Origin of the sequence: Chryseobacterium sp. (genome assembly GCF_022712095.1) — a bacterium.
Classification (GTDB): Bacteria; Bacteroidota; Bacteroidia; order Flavobacteriales; family Weeksellaceae; genus Chryseobacterium.
On sequence record NZ_JALAHD010000295.1, the window covers coordinates 1 to 23,048 of the forward strand.

Below are 23,048 nucleotides of genomic sequence, written 5' to 3' on the forward strand. Positions count from 1 at the left end.
GAATAAGGGTATAAAAGGTCTATAATATTAAGAAACATTTCAGTTTTTAAATAATAGAATAAAAAGTAAATCGTTAATAAGTTTATAAGTATAAAACTATCTTATTGTAATGCCTTCATTTTTTGGTACATTTGCACGTTTATTTTTTTATTTAAAAAAACGTTTTTTTTGTATAAGCAGCACGTTTTTTGTTTATGCTAACTGTCTGAAGAAACAAATGATGTTAAACTACTATTTTAAATATTATCTTGCCTGTCTTTCCTTAATTTTTTCAGGTTTTTTTTATGCTCAAAATTCAGCAAGCGGCAGAATCATAGACGCTAAAACCAATAAAGAAATTTCAGGTGTAGAAATTTTCATTAATGACAGCAATCAGGCTTATATAACTACCTCTGCAGGGAACTTCAACGTATCCTCAGATACCATCATCTACAAATTAAAATTTTTAAGAAAAAACTATAGCCTTGAAAATATAGATATCAGTCTTGAAAACAGTCAGAATCTTATCATTAAGCTTTCCCCGGAAAAGGTAGGTGACATCCAGGAAGTTGTAATTCATAATGAAAAAACCAAATACAAGAATAAAAAAGAAAATCCGGCTTATGCCATTATGCAACAGGTGTGGAAGAGAAAAAGGAATAATGGACTGAATAAGTTCAATACATATACTTTTAAGGAATATGAAAAGATTCAGTTTGATGCTAATAATCTGGACAGTGCCTTTATGAGCAAGAAGGTTTTTAACAAATTGGATTTTATTTTTGATTATGCAGATTCTACAGCCAGTGGAAAAATAGCCCTTCCTATTTTCTTAAATGAGGCAATATATAAAAATTATGGAGAGAATAAACCCGGGAAGAAAAGCAAAAGGCTTCTTGTTGCCCAAAAAACCTCAGGATTTCAAGATAACCAGATTGTTACGCTAACTGCTAAAAACCTTTATCGTGATATCAATATCTATGATAACACTCTTAATTATTTTGATATTGGATTCCCAAGCCCAGTAGGAACAGACGGTTTCAGCACTTATGATTACAACCTTATAGATACAATCAGCATAAGAGGAGAAGATGCCTATAAGATAAGATATATGCCTAAAAGAACAGAGGTTTTAGCATTTCAGGGGTATCTTTATATCGGCACCGATAATTATGCCGTTCTTGGCGCTACGCTTAAATCAACCAAAAAAATTAACATTAATTTCATTAATGGCATCTCTACGGAACTGGAATATGACAATCCCGACGATGAAACATTTCTTCCTAAAAAGTTTGTCACTGAAATAGAAATGACTCCTTTTTCTAAAAGCAAAAAAGCTAAAAGCATCATTGCTAAAAGAAGTGTAGACTATTCTGAATATGAATTCAACAAGCCTATTGAAGCTTCTGTATTTGTACGGAGGGAAGAAGAATATGATGACAGTTTCGTAGATAAGGATGATGCCTATTGGGCACATGCAAGACCTGATTCCCTATCAAAAACCGAACAGGGGGTTTATGACATGCTTGATAAACTTCAGCAGACGCCAAAATTCAACAGGATTGTAAAACTTTACGAAACACTGGGTTCAGGGTATTATAATATCACCAAAGGAATTGATTTAGGGAGTATTTATTCCATCTATGGGACCAATGAAGTAGAAGGAAACAGGATAAGATTAGGAGCAAGAACCTATTTTACAAGAAATGATCCATGGAGAGTCCAGTTCTACACAGCTTATGGGTTTAAAGATCAACAGTTCAAATACGGAGTAGAAGGGCGCTATATGTTTAACAGAGTAAACAGGTTTATGATAGGAGCAGGAAACAGAAGAGACATCATGCAGCTTGGAGTACAACTTACTACGGATGATGGTATTATGTCCCGTTCTTTCGCTTCATCCACTGTTTTTGCACGTGGGGAAAACGCCTCTTTAAGCTCTGTTAACCAAACCAATATTTTCACCTCCATCGAACCCTGGAAAAACTTTCAGATCAGGCTGGACGGAACCCTGCAAAGCATTAAATCAGCTAATCCAGATGGATTCAGTCTAATGTATTACAGAGATGGAACCCTTAGAAAAACAGTGAATGATTCTCATGTAACATTGAGTCTTATTGCCCGACCTGGAGCCAAGTTCTCCCAAACAGGTGTGGACAGATATGAGCACGGAACTTTAGCACCAACCATTGTCCTTAAATATACAAGAGGTATAGAGGGATTATTTAATGCGGACTATAATTACAATAAGCTTCAGTTCATGTTTTACAAACCGGTTTTAATAGGAAGCTGGGGTAAGACCCTGATCAACTTTGAAGCAGGTAAAAACTTTAATACCGTTCCCTTAGCTTTACAGAATATAATTCCGGGTAACCAATCTTATAGTTTGGTTTCTAACACCTTTGCTCAGCTTAACTACTATGAGTTTGTAGCAGACACCTATACAACTTTACATCTGGAACATCATTTCAATGGAAAGGTTCTTTCTTATATTCCATTGATCAAAAAATTAAAACTGAGAGAGGTTGCTTTCATCAGAGGAGCATACGGAACTTTAAGCGATGCAGCCAAAGATATTAATGTAGAAGGATATAAATATTCTGCACCGGATGAACACATCTATTATGAGTACGGATTTGGAATTGAGAACATTGGATTTGGAAACCTTAGAATCTTCCGTGTAGACTTCAACTGGAGGGGGAATTATCTTGACAGACCTGGCATCTCCAAATTCGGAGTTAAGGCAGGATTCCATTTTGGCTTTTAATCTTACTAAACAATATATAATAATAAATAAAACCAGAGGCTCTAAGTCTCGTTTTATTTATTATACCTGGAGTAAATAATTTCTTTAAGTTTCATTATATCTTCACTTAGTCCTATCAATATTCAGTAATTTCATTCTATATAGTTTGTAGTTTGAACAGCAAACACCATGAAGTTGATAACATAAAAAGCCTCAGCAAGTTGCTGAGGCTTTTATTTTATTAAAACGCTTTATTATGCGTTTGGTTCTACAGATACAAAAGATCTGTTGTTAGCTTTTTTTCTGAAAACAACTTTACCGTCTACTAAAGCAAACAAAGTGTGATCTTTACCAATTCCCACATTATCTCCTGGGTGGTGCTGAGTACCTCTTTGTCTAACAATAATATTTCCGGCAATAGCGTCTTGACCTCCGAAAATCTTCACACCTAATCTCTTAGAGTGAGATTCTCTACCGTTTTTGGAACTACCGACTCCTTTCTTGTGTGCCATTTTATTAGTGGATTATTATTATTTCTTAAGTTCTTTAAATTGATCAATATTCTTAACGATAAGAGCATCTACATCTTCATGAGTAAGAACATTTTTTCCTAATTCTTCTTTAAGTCCTTTTCCTAGAACAGTTAAAGTTTCTCTGTTTTCTTTAGACTGAGACAAACTGTGTTTCTTTAAGTGATAGTTCAATTCATGATCTTCACCAAAGTTAACAGTTGCATGGTCAGAATTAGAATTAGATTCTGTTTTAGCCTCTGCTTTTACAGTTTCTTTCTTAGCAGCTTTTTTAGCTCCTCCTTCAAAACCAGTGATTCCTGTAATCTGAATTTGAGTTAAAGATTGTCTGTGTCCATTTTTTACCGCATAACCTTTTCTTCTTTTCTTTTTGAAAACGATTACTTTATCAGCTTTTACATGGTCTAAGATCTCTGCTTCTACAGTGATACCATTTACAGCCGGGGCGCCAACAGTGATTGAACCATTTACAGTAAGAAGAACTTTATCGAAAGAAACTTTCCCTCCTTTATCTCCTTTTAAACGGTTTACAAACAACTTCTGGTCTTGCTCAACTTTGTATTGAAGCCCTGCTATTTCTACAATTGCAAACATTGTTTATAAATTTTAGTTATTTCGAGGTGCAAATATAGCAATTATTTTCCAGATACCTTATAACCAACATTATAATTTTACAAATAATTCCAGTTTTTAAAAAATTCACTATGCATTGAATATTTTTTTTACACCAAAAAATCACTACTTAGTGTAATTTTTTATAAGTTCGTATTCACACACCAAAAAAATTTTATATGAAAAAAAACTTTAAATTCTGCTTAATAGCAGGAGCAGTTGCTGTATTTTCTTTATCAGCATGTAATGACGACACGCTAACAGACAATTCTGTAGCCCCACAATCCTCAACTGAAAGTGCTAAAATCCAGCAGCCGGGAGAACTCGAAAAATCATGTTCTTATGTAGACGCTTACTGGTCTTCAACAGCTGTTTTGAAAACAGCACTCTCCACCACAGCTGATACCAATTTTATGACTTCACAAATGACCAAAATAGCAGCTATGTGGGGAAGAACCGCGCCTCTGTTGAGATTTGTAGACGACCCATCCAGTCCCAATTCTACCTACAACGCCATTTCTTATTCCAACGGAAGAATTTATTATGGATATGCTATTTATGCCGATGCAAAAAATAAAGGAGGAGATATTGTAAACGCGATGATTCTCGCCCATGAATACGGTCACCAGCTTCAATATATATATGGTTTACCGACTGTAAATGAATCAACTGCAAGACCCAACGAATTAGAAGCAGACGGCTTTGCAGGCTATTACTTAAGAAGGCCTAACGGGTATAATAAAACCAACTTTGCTGAAATTGCTGCTGCTTATGAATTTGCTCAAAGTATAGGAGATTACGGAACATCTAGTCCGAATCACCACGGAACTCCACCACAAAGAAGATCTGCTGTACGTCTCGGTTTCCTCCTTGGTGATTACAGTCTTTCCGCAGCCGATTTCGATTACAACTTTTTCTATTATTATCAAGGAGTACTTAACGGAACTTATAAAATGGGAAAAAATCAAAGAAACCCTGAGATTGACTCTTATATGAGCCAATATATGGATGAATTGAGAAAAATCTATTCCGGTGAAATATCTGCTGAAGAATATAAAAATCTGTAACATTCATTTCACATTATATTTAAGGAAAGAGGTAGATTAAATTTTACCTCTTTTTTTAATAGCCCAAATCACAAAGTTTATTTAATTTTGAAACACCTTATTATCTATTAATGAACAGAGATCTTTATATTGACTTTGCAAAAGGGCTGGCTACTCTTTCCGTTATCTTTATTCATACGGCATTCTGGTCCGGGCAATTTTATATTCCAACAGAAGTCAGAGTGTTCTCATTGGTTTTCGACGTAGTTTTATTCTATGCACTAAGCGGAATTACATCGGGGAGCAATGTCGAAAAAACATTATACAGACTCCTTAAGCTACAAATCACTTACATGATCTTTGTGACGTTTCTTTTTTTTGCAGATTATTTCTTTAAAGTATTTGGATTGAGTATTTTCTCTTTAGAATGGCTGCAAAACTTCTATTCTACTTTCGGATCAAAATATACTCCTTCGAGTATTTCATATGTCCCTCAATGGCAAAATCTCGGAAACTGGTATCTTCACCAATATTCCAATGCAGACACCTTTCCTGTCGTAATGGGAAGTTTCTGGTACCTGAAAGTATATTATATTCTCAGCGTATTCGGTGTTTTAATTTTGAGATTTTTTCCAAAACATATCAATTGGTTTATCGGACTCTGCATAGGACTAACATTACTTTTTAATATTTTCCCACAATACTATCCAAGCGGGCAGGTAGGATATATTGCTTTTTATCTGGCTGTATTTCTAATAGGTAATCGGATGAGAGGTAAAAAAATTCCGCTCCGGATCATTCCGGTTCTCTATGCGTTCGTAGCTGCTGCCCTTATTTGGATGTTCTGGTATTACGGGAATGATATATTCTACAAAATAAGTAAACAGAAATTTCCGCCAAGGATCCCTTATATCATCTGGATCTTATTCTCTCTCGTTACTTTATTTGTTTTTTACAACAGATTAAAAATCAATAAAGAGAATCTCATTACGTATATTGGTAAAAATGCTATTTTCTTTTATTTTGCTCAGGGAATAAGTTCTTCATTAATCTATTTCATTGTAGTTCCGTTGAATAATCAGATTCCATGGTGGGTTTTAATGATCCTTATTTACATCACTAATACCATTATGGCTTACCTCATAGCCGGAGGATTAAAAAAGCTGGATGAAACAGGCTGGAAAATTTTAGAATTTTTAAAACAAAAAACAGCATCCGAGACCAAAAAGAGCAATTTGAAATAAAATAATATTTCTTATTCCAATTTATTTTAAATTTACAGAAAGTTTATAATATGTTTAAGTTGAAACTCCCTACTGACCCAAGGTGGGCTAATATTGCAGAAGGAAACATTGAAGAAATTTTAACAGATCATGCCTGGTGCGAGCAAAAAGCAGCTACCAATGCCATATCACTGATCACTATGTTACCTGAATACCCTGAAATTGTAACCGAACTTCTCGCCATTGCACAGGAAGAACTGGACCATTTTGATCAGGTTCATGAAATCATTAAAAACAGAGGCTATGCCTTGGGTAGACAGCGGAAAGATGATTATGTCAATGATTTGATGAAGTTTATCGTACAGGGATCCCGTGATGAATTAATTATTGACAAAATGCTTTTTGCTGCTATGATAGAAGCCCGAAGCTGTGAAAGGTTTAAGGTTCTTACTGAAAACATCAAAGACGAAGAGCTTAAAACATTCTATAAGGAATTAATGATCTCCGAAGCTAATCATTACACGACTTTTATCGGATTTGCAAGACTTCTTGGAGATCCCGAAACAGTAAATAAACGCTGGGAAGAATGGCTTGAATACGAAGCCAAGATCATACAGTCTTATGGCAATAAAGAAACTATACACGGATAAAAAATACAAGTTGAAAAAATTGACCTTTGAAAATATTACCAGTACCTTTCTGAAAAATTTTTTTCAGGGATTGGTAATTATTGGGCCCATCAGCCTTACTATTTTTGTCATATGGTATATTATTACCGCTATTGACAATATTATTCCCTCAGTCGCCAAACAAATCCCGGGACTTGTCTTTGTTTCTACCATACTTCTTACCGCTATCCTTGGGTATTTAGGTAATAAATTTGTGGTAGGAAGATTCTTTTTCGACAGAATGGACAGCCTTCTGGAAAGAACTCCCGGAATAAAACATATTTACTCTCCAACCAAAGACGTAATGTCCTCATTTGTAGGAGACAAAAAGAAATTCAATGATCCTGTTTGGGTGAAAACCAATGAAAATCCCGAAGTCTGGAGAATCGGTTTTCTTACTCAGAAAGAAATGGCAGATGTGGGAAAGGATAATTATGTAGCCGTATACCTTCCTCATTCCTATGCTATTTCAGGTTGGGTAATCGTTACTGAAGAAAAAAACATCAAACCTGTAGTGGGAATGACAGCAGCTTCCGCAATGAAATTTGCAGTAAGTGGTGGTGTTGCCGGGTTCCACTCCGATGAAAATGTATTTAAAGCTCCTGAATGATCAGCTATCATTCTTTGCTATACATAATACATACTGATGATTTGAATTTATTTCAAAATTAAATTTTCTTTAAAACAATCTAATATACTCAACCCATGAACTTACCTTACGCGGAGCCTTTCCGTATTAAAATGATCGAAGAGATTTATCAGTCAACAAGAGAAGAAAGAGAAAACTGGCTTAAAGAAGCTAATTACAATTTATTCAACTTAAAATCTTCGCAGGTTTTTATTGATTTGCTTACCGATTCCGGCACTGGTGCCATGTCGGACAGACAATGGGGAGCTTTGATGACCGGCGATGAAAGCTATGCTGGATCCCGCTCATTCGAACAGCTTCAAAATACCGTTCAGAGTATTACAGGATATCAATATCTTCTTCCTACACATCAGGGAAGAGCTGCTGAAAATGTTTTATTTTCAGTACTGGTAAAAGAGGGAGACATAGTACCCGGAAATTCTCACTTTGACACTACAAAGGGACATATTGAGATCAGAAAAGCCCATGCGGTAGACTGTACCATAGACGAAGCTTTCGATATTAATGATTTACATCCTTTTAAAGGAAATATTAATTTAGAAAAGCTAGAAAATATTTATAAAACCTATCCTAAGGAAAAAATTCCATTTTGCCTTGTAACCATTACCTGTAATTCTTCAGGAGGACAGCCTGTTTCTCTGGAAAATATGAAAGCTGTAAAAAAGCTTTCCGATCAGTATGGAATTCCTGTTATTTTCGATTCGGCGAGATTTGCAGAAAACGCCTATTTTATTAAAAAGAGAGAACAAGGACAGGAAAATAGAACCATTAAAGAAATAGGCAAAGAGATGTTTTCTTATGGGGACGGAATGACCATGAGCTCCAAAAAGGACGGGCTTGTCAATATTGGGGGCTTTATCGCTTTAAACAATAAAGAAATTTTTCGTGCTGCTTCTAATTTCACCATTATCTATGAAGGCTTCATTACCTACGGAGGGATGGCGGGAAGAGATATGGCAGCCTTGGCAGTAGGACTTAATGAAGCTACTGAATTCGCTTATCTTGAGGCAAGGATTTCACAGGTGGAATATTTAGGAAACAAACTTATTGAATATGGAATTCCTGTTCAGAAGCCTATCGGTGGACACGCAGTTTTCATCGACTCATTAAATTTTCTTCCGAATGTTTCGCGTGAGGAATTTCCGGCTCAGACATTAGGACTTGAAATTTATAAGGAAGCAGGAATCAGAACGGTGGAAATAGGAACCCTGTTAGCAGACCGCGATCCTGAAACAAGAAAAAATCGTTATCCTAAATTAGAATTGGTGCGTTTAGCTATCCCAAGAAGAACCTATACCAATAATCACATGGATTATATAGCAGCAGCCATTAAGAATGTCTATGAAAGGAGAAATGAAATAACAAAAGGGTACCAAATTACCTGGGAACCTGAAATTTTAAGACATTTCACTGTACAGCTTGAAGAGGCATAAAATTAAAATATAAAAAGCTCCTGAGTTTTCATCAGGAGCTTTTATTTTATTGTTTTGATATTCTGTAAAGTTTTCCACTATCCGTTATCGCATAGAGATTTCCGTCCGATCCATCCAGAACATCTCTGAATCTTTCCTTTTGATCTTCAAGAAGACGCTCCTCACCTACCACTTTATTATCTTTGATTATCACCCTGTTAATGTGCTCACCACTCAGGCAGCCGATAAATAAATTATTTTTCCACTCGTCTATATTTCCTGTATAAAATGTAATTCCACTTGGAGAAATTACAGGATCCCAATAATAAACAGGCTGTTCTGTACCTTCTTTCTGTGTAATCCCCTTTCCTACTTTATCTCCTGAATATTCTATTCCATATGTTGCATCTCCCCATCCGTAATTTTTACCAGGCTGAATAAGATTAATTTCATCCCCTCCTTTAGGTCCCATTTCAGTTTCCCAAAGCTGTCCGCTGGAATCAAAAGCTGTTCCCTGAGGGTTTCTCAATCCATATACATAAATTTCAGGTTTGTATCCTGATTTTCCGATAAACGGATTTCCGGGAGCCGGTTTTCCATCAGTTGTTATTCTTAGTATTTTCCCCAGATAATTATCTGTTTTCTGGGCCAAAGCACGGGTAACTTTATCAGATCGCTCTCCTGTACTTACATAAAGATATCCGTCTTTATCAAAAGCAAGTCTGCTTCCATAATGTAACTTACCGTCATAAGAAGGCTCCGCCCTGAAAATAACTTTTACATTTTCAATTCTCTTAAGATCTGCTGAAAGATTTCCTTTAGCAACCGATGTAAGGTTTCCCTCTCCAAAAGGTTCCGAAAAGCTGAAATAGATGGTATTATTATTTTTAAAATCAGGATCTAAGGCAACATCCAGCATTCCTCCCTGCCCTCTTGAATCTACTTTTGGAAATCCTGAAATTTTAGTGATCTGTTTTCCGTCGTGGGAAACAACATTTATAAAACCTGTTTTCTCGGTAATCAGAAATCGCCCGTCTGGTAAATTAATAACTCCCCAGGGTCTTCCTAAGCCCTCACCGATTATTTCCACCTTATAAGGAGTTGAAGTTTTAACGGCCTTTATTCTGGTCTGTCCGGCAAATGCGGGTTTGTAATTAGAGTTAGGCTTCTCCGTTTCCACACTTCCGTCTTTACCTATCTCCTGAGCTTTTGCATTATTCTTCTGGCATGACGACAATACAAGAAAGAAAGCTAAAGTTGTTCCGTAAAAAATGTTGAATTTCATAGTCTTAGAATTATATTTAATTAAAATGAGTGGAAAAATAATGCCACAAAGAGATATAAAACTATAAATAATTTGAAATAAAAGCAAACCGGAGTCTTTTACCATCATAACCTATGTCTCATAATATCTTCGTATTTTTGTTTTGAAACTTACTTGCAATGGATTTTAAACTTCACTCAGAATATCAGCCCACCGGAGATCAGCCACAGGCTATAGAAAAGCTTACCGAAGGAATAGAAATCGGGGAAAAATACCAGACCTTACTGGGAGTTACCGGATCCGGTAAAACATTTTCAATTGCTAATGTTGTTCAAAACGTTCAAAAGCCCACACTGGTTCTTGCTCACAATAAAACGCTGGCTGCTCAGCTTTTTATGGAGTTTAAGGAATTTTTTCCGGACAATGCAGTTGAATATTTTGTAAGTTACTACGATTATTATCAGCCTGAAGCTTATATAGCTACCACAGGAACTTATATTGAAAAAGACCTCAGCATTAATGAGGAAGTGGAGAAACTGCGTCTGTCTGCAACGGCAAGTCTTCTTTCAGGCAGAAGAGATGTACTTATTGTCGCCTCTGTATCTTGTATTTACGGTATCGGAAATCCTACTGAATTTCATAAATCCTTAATATCACTGGAAATAGGTGAGAAAACTACCAGAACAGCATTTTTACATTCTTTAGTTAATGCACTGTATTCCAGAACTTTAAACGAATTCCAAAGAGGCACGTTCAGAGTGAAAGGGGATGTGATCGATGTATTTCCTGCTTATGCGGATAATGCAGTGAGGATTCAGTTTTTTGGAGATGAAATTGAAAAAATTCAAAGTTTTGATCCTGTTACAGGAAATGTAACTTCCAGCTTTGATCAGATTCAGATTTATCCAGCCAATCTTTTCGTGACTTCGAAAGAAACTCTAAACGGGGCTATCAGAAATATACAGGATGATATGGTGAAACAGGTTGACTTTTTTAATTCCATTGAAAAACCTCTGGAAGCAAAGAGGCTACAGGAAAGAACTGAGTTAGACCTTGAGATGATTAAAGAATTAGGCTATTGTTCAGGTATTGAGAACTATTCCCGTTATCTGGATGGAAGACTTCCCGGCTCAAGGCCATTCTGTCTGATCGATTATTTTCCAAAGGATTTCTTAATGGTAATTGATGAAAGTCACGTAACCATTCCGCAGGTTCATGCTATGTATGGCGGTGACAGAAGCAGAAAAGAAGCTTTGGTGGAATACGGCTTCCGGCTTCCAGCAGCTATGGATAACAGACCGTTGAAGTTTGACGAGTTTGAAAGCATGCAGAATCAGGTGATCTATGTTTCTGCCACTCCCGCTGATTATGAAATGGAAAAAACCGGCGGAACTTATATTGAACAGATCATTCGTCCCACCGGACTTTTAGATCCTATTATTGAAGTTCGCCCCACCCTCAACCAGATCGATGATTTAATGGAGGAAATCCAGAAAAGAGCGGATGCTGACGAAAGAGTTCTTGTTACTACTTTAACCAAGAAAATGGCTGAAGAACTGACCAAATATTTTACAAAATTCGGAATAAGAACACGATATATCCATTCTGATGTAGAAACCCTTGAGCGTATCCAGATTATGCAGGATTTACGTTTAGGGCTTTTCGATGTATTGATTGGTGTCAACCTTTTAAGAGAAGGACTGGATTTACCGGAAGTTTCACTTGTGGCTATTTTAGACGCTGACAAGGAAGGAATGCTCAGAAGCAGAAGATCAATGATCCAGACTGTGGGGCGTGCTGCGAGAAATATTAACGGAAAAGCAATCATGTATGCAGATAAGATCACAAAATCAATGCAGGCTACACTCGACGAAACGGAATATCGTCGTGCCAAGCAGATGAAGTACAATGAAGATCACAACATGGTTCCAAGAGCTTTAAATAAAAAAATATCCGAAAGCCTTGTCGGAAGAAGTAAGGATTTTCCGGATGAAAAATATACCCAAAAGCAGATCTTACAAAAAGTTGCTGAAGCCAAAGCGACGTATGCCACTGAAGATATAGAGAAACTGGTGGCTCAGAAGCAAAAAGAAATGGAAGCGGCTGCAAAAAACCTTGACTTCATTAAAGCGGCTCAACTTCGTGATGAGATTGCTGCATTAAACGAATAATTTATATTCAAACATTATGAAAGTTTGGTAAGAGGATAAGTATTCTTCCAAACTTCATAGTGAATATTGAATACTTTCAGACAAAGGCAGGCCAACATCAGTACGATGCTTGTAATACACAAAACCATAAAGATCTCATCCACACCCCTCAATGTGGCATCTGCTATGATTTTTTTCTGTAAAGATCCCAATGCCATATCCTGAGAAGTAATGATATCATAGCCTTTATTCATAAACCCGGCCTGGGAAGCATAAAGATAGTCCATCACTTTAGGGTCTACAGGAATTAAAGACTGGCTGAATCCTGTTGTAAATTTCACTTTATAATAAGAAAGTTTGTGATTAAAAAAAGCCGATGTTATGGGCATAGCCAGCATATACCTTGAAAACACGCTAAAAAATACTCTGGAACTGTTATCTTTCAATTCTACATTGGAAGAAACATAGTAGGAAAGGCTCGTCATTGTTACCCCATATGCTGCCCCTCTTAAAATCTGGGGAAATATAAATGAACCTTCGGAAACATCAAAGGCTACCAAACTTTTAATTAATACATAAAAGAGGGCATACAAGCCAAATCCAACAACCAATGCTCCTCTCGCTTTATGTTTTTTATGGAGCCATATTCCAGTTAAAGGTATAGCTACAATAAAAGCAGGAATCATATATAGATTGGAAATATTCGCATATTTCACGTCTCCTTTGAAATTGATAAGTAAAAAGGTAGAGATTACAGATGAAGAATTATACACAATATACAAAAGAGCCATAAAAACTGCTCCCCAACCGATTTGCTTATATCTGACAAAAGTGGAAATATCAATCATCGGATTTTTATGGTAGAGATTGCTGACAATAAAAATTATAGAACTCATACAGAGAATAATAGTGCTTAAAATGATACTTTCATCCTCCCACCAGTACAGTTTTTCGCCCATTACACAGACATAGGATAGTGAAAAGCCCATAATAACCAAAGCTATATAGCTCAGCCAGTTGATTTCTTTTATGGTTATAGCAGATTCTTCCCTATTATAGTGTAGCATAGACTGTACAATAAATACACTGATTACAATTCCAGGAAGCCATAAGTAATAGATATAATACCAGTCATAATCGGTAATCAGCCATGAAGCAGCATAAGCAACCAATTGTGCTGTTACGAATGAAATGGTATAATAAATCCCATAAAACAAACCTCTGCTCCCTGAAGGATTGAGTCGCTGCATTAACAATCTTATCGCATCTAAAAGACAGATAATCTTTACTGTACCGCAAAAGAAACTTAGAAAAATAACTTCATACACATTATTGGGAGCCAGCATAAGTATAGCTATGATAAATTCAAGCATCAGGCAAACCAGCCAAACATTTTTACGCTGATAAATCTTAGTAATATGCCCGGCAATCGCAATCATTGCTACAAATCCTACCGAACTGGTAAAGGAGGCAAACTGCATCAGGTCTTTCTCTTCTCCCAGCTGAGACGCAATAGAATTGATATCCACCCCCTGTAAGCCGTTAATGATGGATTGTGACAGTAATAAAACAAAAAGAAGCGGTGTTTTTAAATATTCGGGCACCCCATCATGAAAGGGATCTGTTTTCATTTAGTTTGATATCTAACTATATAATTAAAAAGTAATTATTTCAATTGATGAAACAATGTATCCAGTACTCTAATCGTTGTTTCTAAATCTTTTTCAGAGACACTGTTTTCTATATCTGAAAGCAGAGAAAGAATCACAGGCACTACGCTATCTTTGATAGCCCTGCCTTCATCCGTAAGAAAGATATTTTTATTTCTTTTATCTATCTGATTCTGCACTCTTTCAACCAGATTTCTCTTCTCCAGATTATCGATCAGATTGGTCAGACTGGCTTTATCACGATACAGAATGTCAGAAATTTCCTGCTGATTTCTACCGTCCTTTTCCCATAAACATCTTAAAACCAAATACATTTCCAATGTAATATTAATTCCTTTCTTATTAAAGTCCGCCAATATCTTATTTCGTATAGCAGATTGAAGATTGGAAACTTTTCTTGGCAAAGCTTCCTGGAAGTGAGTAATATCTGAATATAATTTCATACTGCAAATTTACAAAATAGTTTGACATCAAACTATTTTGTTTTAATAAATATTTTTCAACTACATTTTATAGAATTCATAAATCAGAACTTATAAATCTTATTCTTAGGTTTGTCGTAGCTTATCTGTCCACGAATTGGGACTAAAAGGTCCATCAGCCCATTAAGCTTGATCTCATAAATAGTTGCCAGCTGCATTCCCAGCTTTCCCTTAGGCATACCTTTTCTGTGAAACCATTCCAGATAACTTATAGGCAAATCAGCGAGAACCGTACCTTCATACTTTCCAAAAGGCATCGTAACGAAACAGATCTCCTTCAATATTTCAGGGTTTATTCCTTCTTCCACAATTATAGTATTAAATCCACATTATTTTGATCATCATCCTTATTATCCGGTAATTCAAGTTCAGGAACTTCTTTATCCGAAAACTCATTAGCATATACCTGAATTAACAGCAAAGTCAAGGAAATCAGAATCGGTCCGAAAATAAGTCCCATAAACCCAAAAAGATTCATCCCCATGATAATTCCGAAAACTGTATTTAGCGGATGTATATTTTCAAGCTTTTTTAAAAGTGTAAAACGAAGTAAATTATCCGTTAGGCCCACGACAACAACACAATAAATAGCAAGACCTATTCCCGCTCCTGTATTTCCTTCCGCAATCATATAAATACATACCGGCACATATACAATAGCCGCTCCTACCACAGGGATCATGGATGCTGCAGCAGTTAACGCAAATAATAAAACCGGACTTGGAGCTCCAAAAATGAAATATCCGATCAAACCTACAATTCCCTGTCCTAATGCTACAACCGGAATTCCAACAGCATTGGCAATAATTAACTTTCTCAGTTTATCACCTATCAATGCAATATTTGATCTTTTTAAAGGAGCTGAAGATGTCAGGATTCTTTCAAAAAGTCTCGGCTTCTCAAAGAGGAAATAAAGGATAAAATACATGGAAATAATGATCGTAAAAGTATTAAATGTCCCACTTAGGGCAGAAGTAGAAAACTTCCCAACACTCCCTTTCAACTGGTTCATATTATCTTTACTCATAATATCAAACCCCGTTTCGGAATAGATATAAGAATGTATTTTTTCCAGGAAAATATTGAATTTAGCCATATAAGCCTGGGCATTTCCCAGCTTCTGGATCAGAAGGTCGGCTATAAAATAGATGGGCAAAATGAGAATAACCAAACTGGCTAACATCAAGACAAAAGAAGAAAGCCATGGCTTCCAGTTCTTTTCTTCTTGTAAATAAAAGTTATACTTCCTACACACCACGTATATGGTAATAGCTCCTAATACTGAAGGTATAAAAAGTGACAGATTGGAACATATCAATCCCGCCAGAATCAAAATGATGGCCAGTAAAGCCACCTGCTTTATCGCTACGCTGCTTATTTGTCTTTCTTTGCTAGGCATTATTATCCTTTAAATATTATTTGTCTTGGTTTTCCGCAATAGGCACAATAAGTGGAATACATTACTGCCATAATGAAAGGGGCTGTGGCAATAATCCCTATTCCACAAAGAAAAACCCCACAAAAACTGATTAAAAGTCCTAATAGGGAAACTCCTAAAAATGTGCCATAATTTTCTTTAGCAATACTGAAAGATTTTCCTAATGCTTCAATAGCAGTAGCGTTCTCAAAAAGTAAAATAGGATATCCCAAAAGTAAAAATGGAAACACAAAAATAAAGGGAAGAAAGCACATCCCAAATGTAATCCCAGAAATAAATCCGGAAATCAAACTATAAATCAGGATATTTAAAAAATTCTGTTTATAGCCTATGAAAAGATCTGAAAACTCAATCGTATTTTTAGTATTATACTTATTAATAATGTAAATAAGCCCCACATACAAGGGGGTAAGTAACAGTGTTAAAAGTCCTGATAAAGAAGAATACAGGGAAAATCCGGGCATATCCCAATACCGGACAGAAGTAATATTCCTTGAAGAACTTTGAACCTCTTCTATGAAGCTGGTGGAATTAAATCCACTGATCGCCTGCAAAATTCCGCCTCCAATTATATAAACGATCATCGCTATCATTGCATAAAGAAAAACTCCCTTATACATTTCAAAGGCATGAGAGATAATATTGCCCGTATCTTTTCTAGGAACAGAGCCTTGCTGATCAAATTCGTTAAATTCAGACATAGTTTAGTTTTTAATGTTTTATCAAATTTAATTTTTTTGACCGAGAAAACATTAAATAGTCTTAAATTTAACTTTTTTCAGAGAAAACTGTTTTATATAATGAGTAAATCATAGCATTCCAGAAAGGGAAGGTAAAGAGTCCTCCCACAAAGAAAAGCAGAAACCCTAAGTATTTGAACAGGAAAGCAACCAATACACAAACCAAAATTTCTATAAAATAAATTTTCAATGCTTTAAAGTTCAGGGAAATGGCTTCAAACAGCCTTTTATCCATGAAGAACATAAGAGGAGCCACAAATAAAGTAACAAATACCCAGACCACTCCTAAAATAATCGTCTGGAAAGTGTAGCTGTAGATGATGATCCAGAAAAGATAATAACCCACATATCTAAAAAAATTGGTCCCGTTATATCCCACAAAAAGATCTGCTATTTCTATTTTTTCCCCGAGATCAATCTTTCTGAAGATCTGAAAAAAACCTAAGTTTAGTGGATATAAAAAAACAGACGTTCCCAGAATAGCCCATGAAAACTTTTGAAATCCTTCAGAAGCAGACATCTTGGCAACAGCGGTAAGATAGGCATCGGTACTTATTTTCAATTGCTCAGCTGCTTCCTGGCTTTGTGCCACGATGCCATATCTCTCTGAAAAATAAAAGAATATGGTAAAAAAGAGAGAAAAATATATGATAGAAAACATCACCTGAAAAAGAAGTGTCTTATTCCAGTAAAAAAATGCCTGCTTCATGATAAAATCAATTCCAGGTTTTTGAGGATATTTATTTTGCATTGATTTTTTTTGTGCAAAAGTAAACATCAATAATTACTTTTGTCAAATGTTTGTAGTGAATCATCAAAAATTTATGAAAATGGACGAACTTTCCGCAGGGAAAGTTCCCTATTTCTTCATCATAGACTTCCTTGCAGAAAATATTGAGATCTTTGAAGAAAAAGAAATACAAAAAGAAGATTTACTCATCGATTTTCCCACTTTTCCCAATACCTCTCATATCTCTAAGCTCAACAAAAAAATAGAATGGAAACCATTCCCTGAAACCTTAGAAAATTTTAAATCAGGATTTGACAATGTTCAGAAAAATATTCATTTGGGAAATTCCTACTTAGTAAATTACACAAGAAAAACAAAAATAGAAACAAATTTAACTTTAAAAGAAATATTTTATTATTCCAAAGCAAAATACAAAGTTTTTTATAAGAATTTTTTCGTATTTTTTTCTCCTGAAACTTTCATTAAGATATCTGCAGGTAAAATTTTCACTTATCCTATGAAAGGAACTATTGACGCATCTATAGAAAATGCCGCTCAAATTTTAAGAAATGATAAAAAGGAAAAGGCTGAACATTATACGGTGGTGGATTTGCTTAGAAATGATTTAAGCATTGTAGCAGATGAAGTAAAGGTAGACCAATTTCAACGTATTGATCTTATTAAAACCTATCAAAAAGATCTGTATGCTATGAGTTCTGAAATATCCGGAATAATAAAATCTGAATATAGTAGTAAAATAGGAAGTATCCTGAAAAAATTGCTGCCTGCAGGATCTATTTTAGGGGCTCCAAAAGCCAAGACATTAGAGATCATAAAAGAATCCGAAGGTTATGAAAGAGGGTTTTATACAGGAATATGCGGATGGTTTGATGGTGAAAATCTTGACACCTGTGTGATGATAAGATTTATAGAAAATGATGATAAAAATTTATATTTTAAAAGTGGTGGCGGAATAACACATATGAGCCAGCTAGAAGATGAATATCAAGAAATGAAAAACAAAATTTATGTCCCAATTCATTGAAAGTATCAAAGTAGAAGATCAAAGGATATTTTTATTGGATCTCCACCAGAAAAGAGTAGATTACACATTTGCTCAATTTGGGAAAGACACCTCTATAGATCTGTCCAAAATATTCAAAAGCCTGAATCATGATGAAGATGGTCTTTATAAGCTGAGGATCACCTATGATCTGGATAAAAGAATCCGCACACAGATGATCCCCTATGCGATATCTAAATTAGAAGATTTTCAATTGGTTGAAAATAACAACTTCGACTATTCCTTCAAGTTTGAGGACCGTAAAGAACTGGAAAAAATGAAAGCCAAATCCAGAGCCGAAGAGATAATCATCGTAAAGAACAATCATATCACAGACACTTCATTTTCCAATATATTATTCCTTAAAAACAAACAATGGTATACTCCCTCTACCTATCTGTTGAACGGAGTACAAAGACAGCACCTTCTGAAGCAGAAAAAAATCAAAGAGCTAGAAATCACTTTACAAAACATTAAAGAATTCTCTCACTTTCAGATCATTAATGCCTTAAATGACTTTGATGATATGTTTATATATCCTATACAAAGAATCATTAACCTACCCGGTGAAGAAGAATATCTGGACCTCTGAATTATTTAAGAGAAGCAAAATATTCTTTCAGAACATCTTCACTGTTTTTATCCGCGGTATCTACTTCCATGATCTTCGGCTGAGTATCCGGTTTGAAGAAGTTTTCTAAAACCCGGTCTAATGTACCGTCATCACTTACTTTGATATATAAGAAACCAAAGTGTTTTGCCAGTAACTCTGCATTTCTATGATGTCGTGTAGCAATAAACTCTTTAAGAGTATTGGGATTAGCATTTCCCGGTCCCGGTATTATCTTAAAGATATTACCCTCCCCATTATTAAAAATAATAATTCTTGTAAATGGTGGTATATATTGATTCCACAGTCCGTTAATATCATAGAAAAAGCTTAAATCCCCTGTAATAAGCAATGTCGGATCGGGATTTTTAATAGCATATCCCATTGCTGTGGAAGTAGATCCATCAATTCCGCTCGTTCCTCTGTTACAGTATATTTTTCTTTTCCCGAAATCAAATAACTGAGCATATCGTATAGCTGAACTATTGCTTACATGGATACTGTAGTTTTCGGGAATACTTTGCGAAACCCGATCAAAAAAATAAAAATCTGAGAATTCAGCCTGATTGAGGAATTGGTTATGTTTTTTATCTTTTTTATCTCTCAGCACATCCCAGAGATTATAATAAGATCTTGGCTCCAGATTTATGAATTTTAACAACTTAGAAAAGAATATCTCAGGCTTCACTTCAACCTTTTCCGTTAACGAAAAATAGGTATCAGGCTGCCAAACCGGATCAATATGCCAATGCTGCTTTGGGTGTGCTTTTCTTAAAAACTGCTTTACTTTTTTTGAAACTACATTCTGCCCTACTGTTATCAGCAGGTCCGGCGCATAGGTTTTCCAATCTTCCTCTGTAAAATTATAAATGTACCTGTCTATATGACTGAAAAACTTTTCATGATAAAGATTGGAATTGGCTTCACATAAAACAACTACGGAATGATTTTTCACCAATTGTGAAAGCTGGGTTTCCAGTTCGGGGCTATAATCTCTTGTTCCTATTAATAACATGATACGTTGGGAAGTATTCCAATCCGCAATAAGGTTAGAAGGGATCTCATATTCTTTCTGTCTGATGGTTTTTTCCACAGTAGGGAAAGCCGGTAACTCAGAAATAAGATCATATAATGGCTCCTCCAATGGAATATTGATATGTACAGGCCCCTGTTTCTCAATACACAACTCTATTGCTTTCTTTATGATATCAAAATTAATATCCTCTGCATTTTCTTTGCTGTCCTCCAGCAATTCAAAATCTCCATAAGAATGCTGTTGGTAAATATTCTTCTGACGGATCGTCTGCCCATCAAAAATATCAACATAATCAGAAGGTCTGTCTGCTGTTAAGACCAAAAGAGGAATATTCTGATAAAACGCTTCTATGACTGCCGGATAATAATTAGCCGAAGCAGAACCACTGGTACATGTAATAGCTACAGGCTTCTTCTCACTCCGGGCCATTCCCATTCCCACAAAGGCAGCACTTCTTTCATCTACAATGCTGAAACAGTTGAACCATTCCACTTCAGAAAAGTGAATGGCTAGCGGCGCGTTTCTTGACCCTGGCGAAATGACAACATCAGCAATTCCATACTGTTGTAAAAGATGCGCAAGTATCTGAATACTTCTTTTGGAAGAATATTTTTTCATGGGGCAAATTTAACTTATAATTAATTAATTGTGAAATCATTTAATTTAAAAAAATGTAATTTCGCGCCACGTTAAATTTCTAAAAATGGATAAAATACCTAGTGTAGACCTGCGTGATTTCCTTTCGGACAACCCGGAACGCAAACAGAAATTTGTAAATGAAATCGGAAAAGCTTATGAAGAGATTGGTTTTGTTGCTTTAAAAGGCCATTTTCTTGATGATCAACTTGTAGATGAATTATATGGAGAGGTAAAAAACTTTTTTGAACTTCCTACAGACACCAAACAAAAATATGAAATCCCCGGAATTGGAGGACAGAGAGGTTATGTAGGCTTCGGTAAAGAAACGGCAAAAGGTTTTAAAAAAGGAGACCTTAAAGAATTCTGGCATTTTGGCCAATACCTGTCTGATGATTCTCAATACAAAGCAGAATATCCTGACAATGTAACCGTAGAGGAATTAGCTAAGTTTAATGAGGTCGGAAAAGAGGCGTACCAAATGTTGGAAAAAACAGGCCAATATGTTCTGAGGGCTTTAGCTTTACATCTTGGTTTAGATGAGTTTTATTTTGACGATAAAATTGCGGAAGGAAACTCTATACTGAGACCTATCCATTATCCCCCGATTACCGAGGAGCCGGATGATGCAGTAAGAGCAGCAGCTCATGGAGATATTAACCTCATCACTCTTCTTATGGGAGCACAGGGAAAAGGTTTACAGGTACAGAACCACGAAGGAGAATGGATTGATGCTATTGCAGAACCGGATGAACTGATGATCAACGTAGGAGATATGTTATCAAGACATACCAATAATAAGTTGAAATCAACTATTCACAGAGTAGTTAATCCTCCAAGAGAATTATGGGGTACATCAAGGTATTCTATCCCCTTTTTCATGCACCCGGTGAGTGGAATGTCACTTAACTGCCTGGAAAACTGTGTGGATGAAAATAACCCTAAATTATATGAAGATACTACTGCCGGAGAATTTCTGTATGAAAGACTTGTAGAATTAGGATTAATAAAAAAGTAAAACTTACAATAATAAAAGGGACCGCTTTAGAAGTGGTCTCTTTTATTAAATACTATAATATTTTATCTTATCTGCTCTCCATGTTATTTATTAGAACAAAGTGAGAGTCTGTTTTAGTCACTCCTGACCAAAAACATATGATATAATATTAAAACAACCTCAGCTGCTGTTCTCTGCTGCCTGTAAAGTTCTCAACAGAAAGAGAAGGACTTGATTGTTCCGAGAAGTATTTCTTCTTTCCTATTTTAAAAGTATCATGAATCATTTCCGCAATATTCCCCTGTCCTTTATATCGTTCAAAATATCTCTTTTCGCCGAGTTTCCCTCCTCTCATTGAGCGGATAAGATTAAGAACCTTCGCTGCCCTATCTGGAAAATGGGTTTCTATCCACTGTATAAAAACCGGCTCCACTGTATCATTAAGTCGAACCAATGCATACCCGAAACTTAAAGCCCCAGCCTCCGAAACCGACTTTAAAATCCCCAGAGACTCATCACTTGTTAGGCCTGGAATCACGGGTGCTACCATCACATTAACAGGAACTTTATTTTCAGACAGAACTTTAATAGCCTTCAGTTTGTTACTGGCGGAACTTGTTCTTGGCTCCATTTTTCTCCTTATATCTTCATTTAATGTAGGAATACTCATAGAAACAGACACCAATCTCTGTTCTGCCATCGGCTTCAATATATCCAGGTCTCTTAATACCAAGGCGTTTTTAGTAATAATATTGACCGGATGCCGATAGTCCATGCAGACCTGAAGTAGTTTCCGTGTGATTTCAAACTGTCTCTCCGCAGGCTGATAACAGTCGGTATTACCTGACAGTAAAATAGGTTCCGGTTTATATCCCTTTTTCCTGAAAAATTTTTCCAATAATTCCGGTGCATTCTTTTTCACCATAATTTTCCGTTCAAAATCCACTCCGGCACTAAATCCCCAATATTCATGGGTAGGTCTTGCAAAACAATATGAACACCCATGCTCGCATCCCTGATAAGGGTTCATAGAATATTCCATAGGCAAATCTTCACTTTTTACCTGATTAACTATCGTCTTAGGGAAAACCTCCGTAAAAGCTGTCTTCACAACTTCCATATCTTCCTCTTCCGGCTCATAGGTATATTTATCGAAACGGTTGATTACATTTCGCTGAGCCCCCTGTCCTTTTATGATATTTTCATCCCGCATAGCTGTAAAATTAAAATAGAACCTTTTGAAAATAATGAGTTTTAACACTAAAGTTTTCCACAAAAAAACTGACACTTGTATAAGTGCCAGTTTTAACATAATTAAATATATTTTTTTACTACTTCATAGCATAAAATTCTACTCCATGGAATTC

At 35.8% G+C, this 23,048-nt stretch carries 21 protein-coding genes; 10 read left to right on the forward strand and 11 right to left on the reverse strand.

Annotated elements, in window-relative coordinates; translation table 11 throughout:
* Positions 1–217: 217 nt before the first annotated feature.
* On the forward strand, positions 218–2,746 hold the full coding sequence (locus Q0A18_RS14850) for a DUF5686 family protein (protein ID WP_292010942.1): 2,529 nt from the start codon (positions 218–220) through the stop codon (positions 2,744–2,746).
* 233 nt (positions 2,747–2,979) lie between these two features.
* On the opposite strand, the gene rpmA is transcribed toward Q0A18_RS14850, so the two are convergent.
* Positions 2,980–3,237, reverse strand: coding sequence for a 50S ribosomal protein L27 (gene rpmA / locus Q0A18_RS14855; protein WP_194739862.1), 258 nt, complete (start codon positions 3,235–3,237; stop codon positions 2,980–2,982).
* Positions 3,238–3,255: 18 nt separating this feature from the next.
* Entirely contained in the window at positions 3,256–3,849 is a 594-nt protein-coding gene (gene rplU, locus Q0A18_RS14860; RefSeq protein WP_292010943.1) for a 50S ribosomal protein L21, read from the reverse strand.
* A gap of 197 nt (positions 3,850–4,046) precedes the next feature.
* Here rplU and Q0A18_RS14865 point away from each other — a divergent pair, with 197 nt between their 5' ends.
* From Q0A18_RS14865 to Q0A18_RS14885, 5 genes are all read left to right on the forward strand, one after another.
* On the forward strand, positions 4,047–4,934 hold the full coding sequence (locus Q0A18_RS14865; protein WP_292010944.1) for a metalloprotease: 888 nt from the start codon (positions 4,047–4,049) through the stop codon (positions 4,932–4,934).
* A gap of 110 nt (positions 4,935–5,044) precedes the next feature.
* Complete coding sequence (locus Q0A18_RS14870; protein WP_292010945.1) at positions 5,045–6,157, forward strand: acyltransferase family protein; 1,113 nt, start codon at positions 5,045–5,047, stop codon at positions 6,155–6,157.
* 50 nt (positions 6,158–6,207) lie between these two features.
* The gene (locus tag Q0A18_RS14875; RefSeq protein WP_292010946.1) at positions 6,208–6,786 is read left to right on the forward strand and encodes a tRNA-(ms[2]io[6]A)-hydroxylase; all 579 of its coding nucleotides are present in this window, start codon (positions 6,208–6,210) and stop codon (positions 6,784–6,786) included.
* A gap of 10 nt (positions 6,787–6,796) precedes the next feature.
* On the forward strand, positions 6,797–7,414 hold the full coding sequence (locus tag Q0A18_RS14880) for a DUF502 domain-containing protein (RefSeq protein WP_292010947.1): 618 nt from the start codon (positions 6,797–6,799) through the stop codon (positions 7,412–7,414).
* A gap of 95 nt (positions 7,415–7,509) precedes the next feature.
* Complete coding sequence (locus tag Q0A18_RS14885; protein ID WP_292010948.1) at positions 7,510–8,886, forward strand: tryptophanase; 1,377 nt, start codon at positions 7,510–7,512, stop codon at positions 8,884–8,886.
* A gap of 46 nt (positions 8,887–8,932) precedes the next feature.
* Here the strand turns inward: Q0A18_RS14885 and Q0A18_RS14890 are convergent, their stop codons facing one another.
* On the reverse strand, positions 8,933–10,150 hold the full coding sequence (locus Q0A18_RS14890) for a PQQ-dependent sugar dehydrogenase (RefSeq protein ID WP_292010949.1): 1,218 nt from the start codon (positions 10,148–10,150) through the stop codon (positions 8,933–8,935).
* 158 nt (positions 10,151–10,308) lie between these two features.
* Here Q0A18_RS14890 and uvrB point away from each other — a divergent pair, with 158 nt between their 5' ends.
* Complete coding sequence (uvrB, locus tag Q0A18_RS14895) at positions 10,309–12,300, forward strand: excinuclease ABC subunit UvrB (RefSeq protein WP_292010950.1); 1,992 nt, start codon at positions 10,309–10,311, stop codon at positions 12,298–12,300.
* 14 nt (positions 12,301–12,314) lie between these two features.
* Here uvrB and Q0A18_RS14900 read toward each other — a convergent pair whose 3' ends face one another.
* The 6 genes from Q0A18_RS14900 to Q0A18_RS14925 form a co-directional block, all read right to left on the reverse strand.
* Complete coding sequence (locus Q0A18_RS14900) at positions 12,315–13,910, reverse strand: MFS transporter (RefSeq protein ID WP_292010951.1); 1,596 nt, start codon at positions 13,908–13,910, stop codon at positions 12,315–12,317.
* A gap of 35 nt (positions 13,911–13,945) precedes the next feature.
* On the reverse strand, positions 13,946–14,392 hold the full coding sequence (locus tag Q0A18_RS14905) for a MarR family transcriptional regulator (RefSeq protein WP_292010952.1): 447 nt from the start codon (positions 14,390–14,392) through the stop codon (positions 13,946–13,948).
* 83 nt (positions 14,393–14,475) lie between these two features.
* A complete protein-coding gene (locus tag Q0A18_RS14910) occupies positions 14,476–14,727 on the reverse strand; it encodes a DUF3820 family protein (RefSeq protein WP_292010961.1) in 252 nt (83 codons plus the stop codon).
* 14 nt (positions 14,728–14,741) lie between these two features.
* Positions 14,742–15,830, reverse strand: a complete 1,089-nt coding sequence (locus Q0A18_RS14915; RefSeq protein ID WP_292010953.1) for an AI-2E family transporter — start codon at positions 15,828–15,830, stop codon at positions 14,742–14,744.
* Positions 15,831–15,832: 2 nt separating this feature from the next.
* Positions 15,833–16,570, reverse strand: coding sequence for a beta-carotene 15,15'-monooxygenase (locus Q0A18_RS14920; protein WP_292010954.1), 738 nt, complete (start codon positions 16,568–16,570; stop codon positions 15,833–15,835).
* A gap of 67 nt (positions 16,571–16,637) precedes the next feature.
* Complete coding sequence (locus Q0A18_RS14925) at positions 16,638–17,360, reverse strand: hypothetical protein (protein WP_292010955.1); 723 nt, start codon at positions 17,358–17,360, stop codon at positions 16,638–16,640.
* 46 nt (positions 17,361–17,406) lie between these two features.
* Between Q0A18_RS14925 and Q0A18_RS14930 the strand changes: the two genes are divergently transcribed.
* Together Q0A18_RS14930 and Q0A18_RS14935 are read left to right on the forward strand one after the other, a co-directional pair.
* Complete coding sequence (locus Q0A18_RS14930) at positions 17,407–18,384, forward strand: aminodeoxychorismate synthase component I (protein ID WP_292010956.1); 978 nt, start codon at positions 17,407–17,409, stop codon at positions 18,382–18,384.
* The gene (locus tag Q0A18_RS14935; RefSeq protein WP_292010957.1) at positions 18,368–18,994 is read left to right on the forward strand and encodes an aminotransferase class IV; all 627 of its coding nucleotides are present in this window, start codon (positions 18,368–18,370) and stop codon (positions 18,992–18,994) included. Before Q0A18_RS14930 ends, Q0A18_RS14935 begins: the two co-directional genes overlap by 17 nt.
* Position 18,995: 1 nt before the next feature.
* On the opposite strand, the gene menD is transcribed toward Q0A18_RS14935, so the two are convergent.
* Entirely contained in the window at positions 18,996–20,666 is a 1,671-nt protein-coding gene (gene menD, locus Q0A18_RS14940) for a 2-succinyl-5-enolpyruvyl-6-hydroxy-3-cyclohexene-1-carboxylic-acid synthase (RefSeq protein ID WP_292010958.1), read from the reverse strand.
* 85 nt (positions 20,667–20,751) lie between these two features.
* On the opposite strand from menD, the gene Q0A18_RS14945 reads away from it, so the two are divergent.
* The gene (locus Q0A18_RS14945) at positions 20,752–21,702 is read left to right on the forward strand and encodes a 2-oxoglutarate and iron-dependent oxygenase domain-containing protein (RefSeq protein WP_292010959.1); all 951 of its coding nucleotides are present in this window, start codon (positions 20,752–20,754) and stop codon (positions 21,700–21,702) included.
* Between the two features lie 148 nt (positions 21,703–21,850).
* Here Q0A18_RS14945 and Q0A18_RS14950 read toward each other — a convergent pair whose 3' ends face one another.
* On the reverse strand, positions 21,851–22,894 hold the full coding sequence (locus Q0A18_RS14950; protein WP_292010960.1) for a PA0069 family radical SAM protein: 1,044 nt from the start codon (positions 22,892–22,894) through the stop codon (positions 21,851–21,853).
* Positions 22,895–23,048 lie beyond the last annotated feature (154 nt).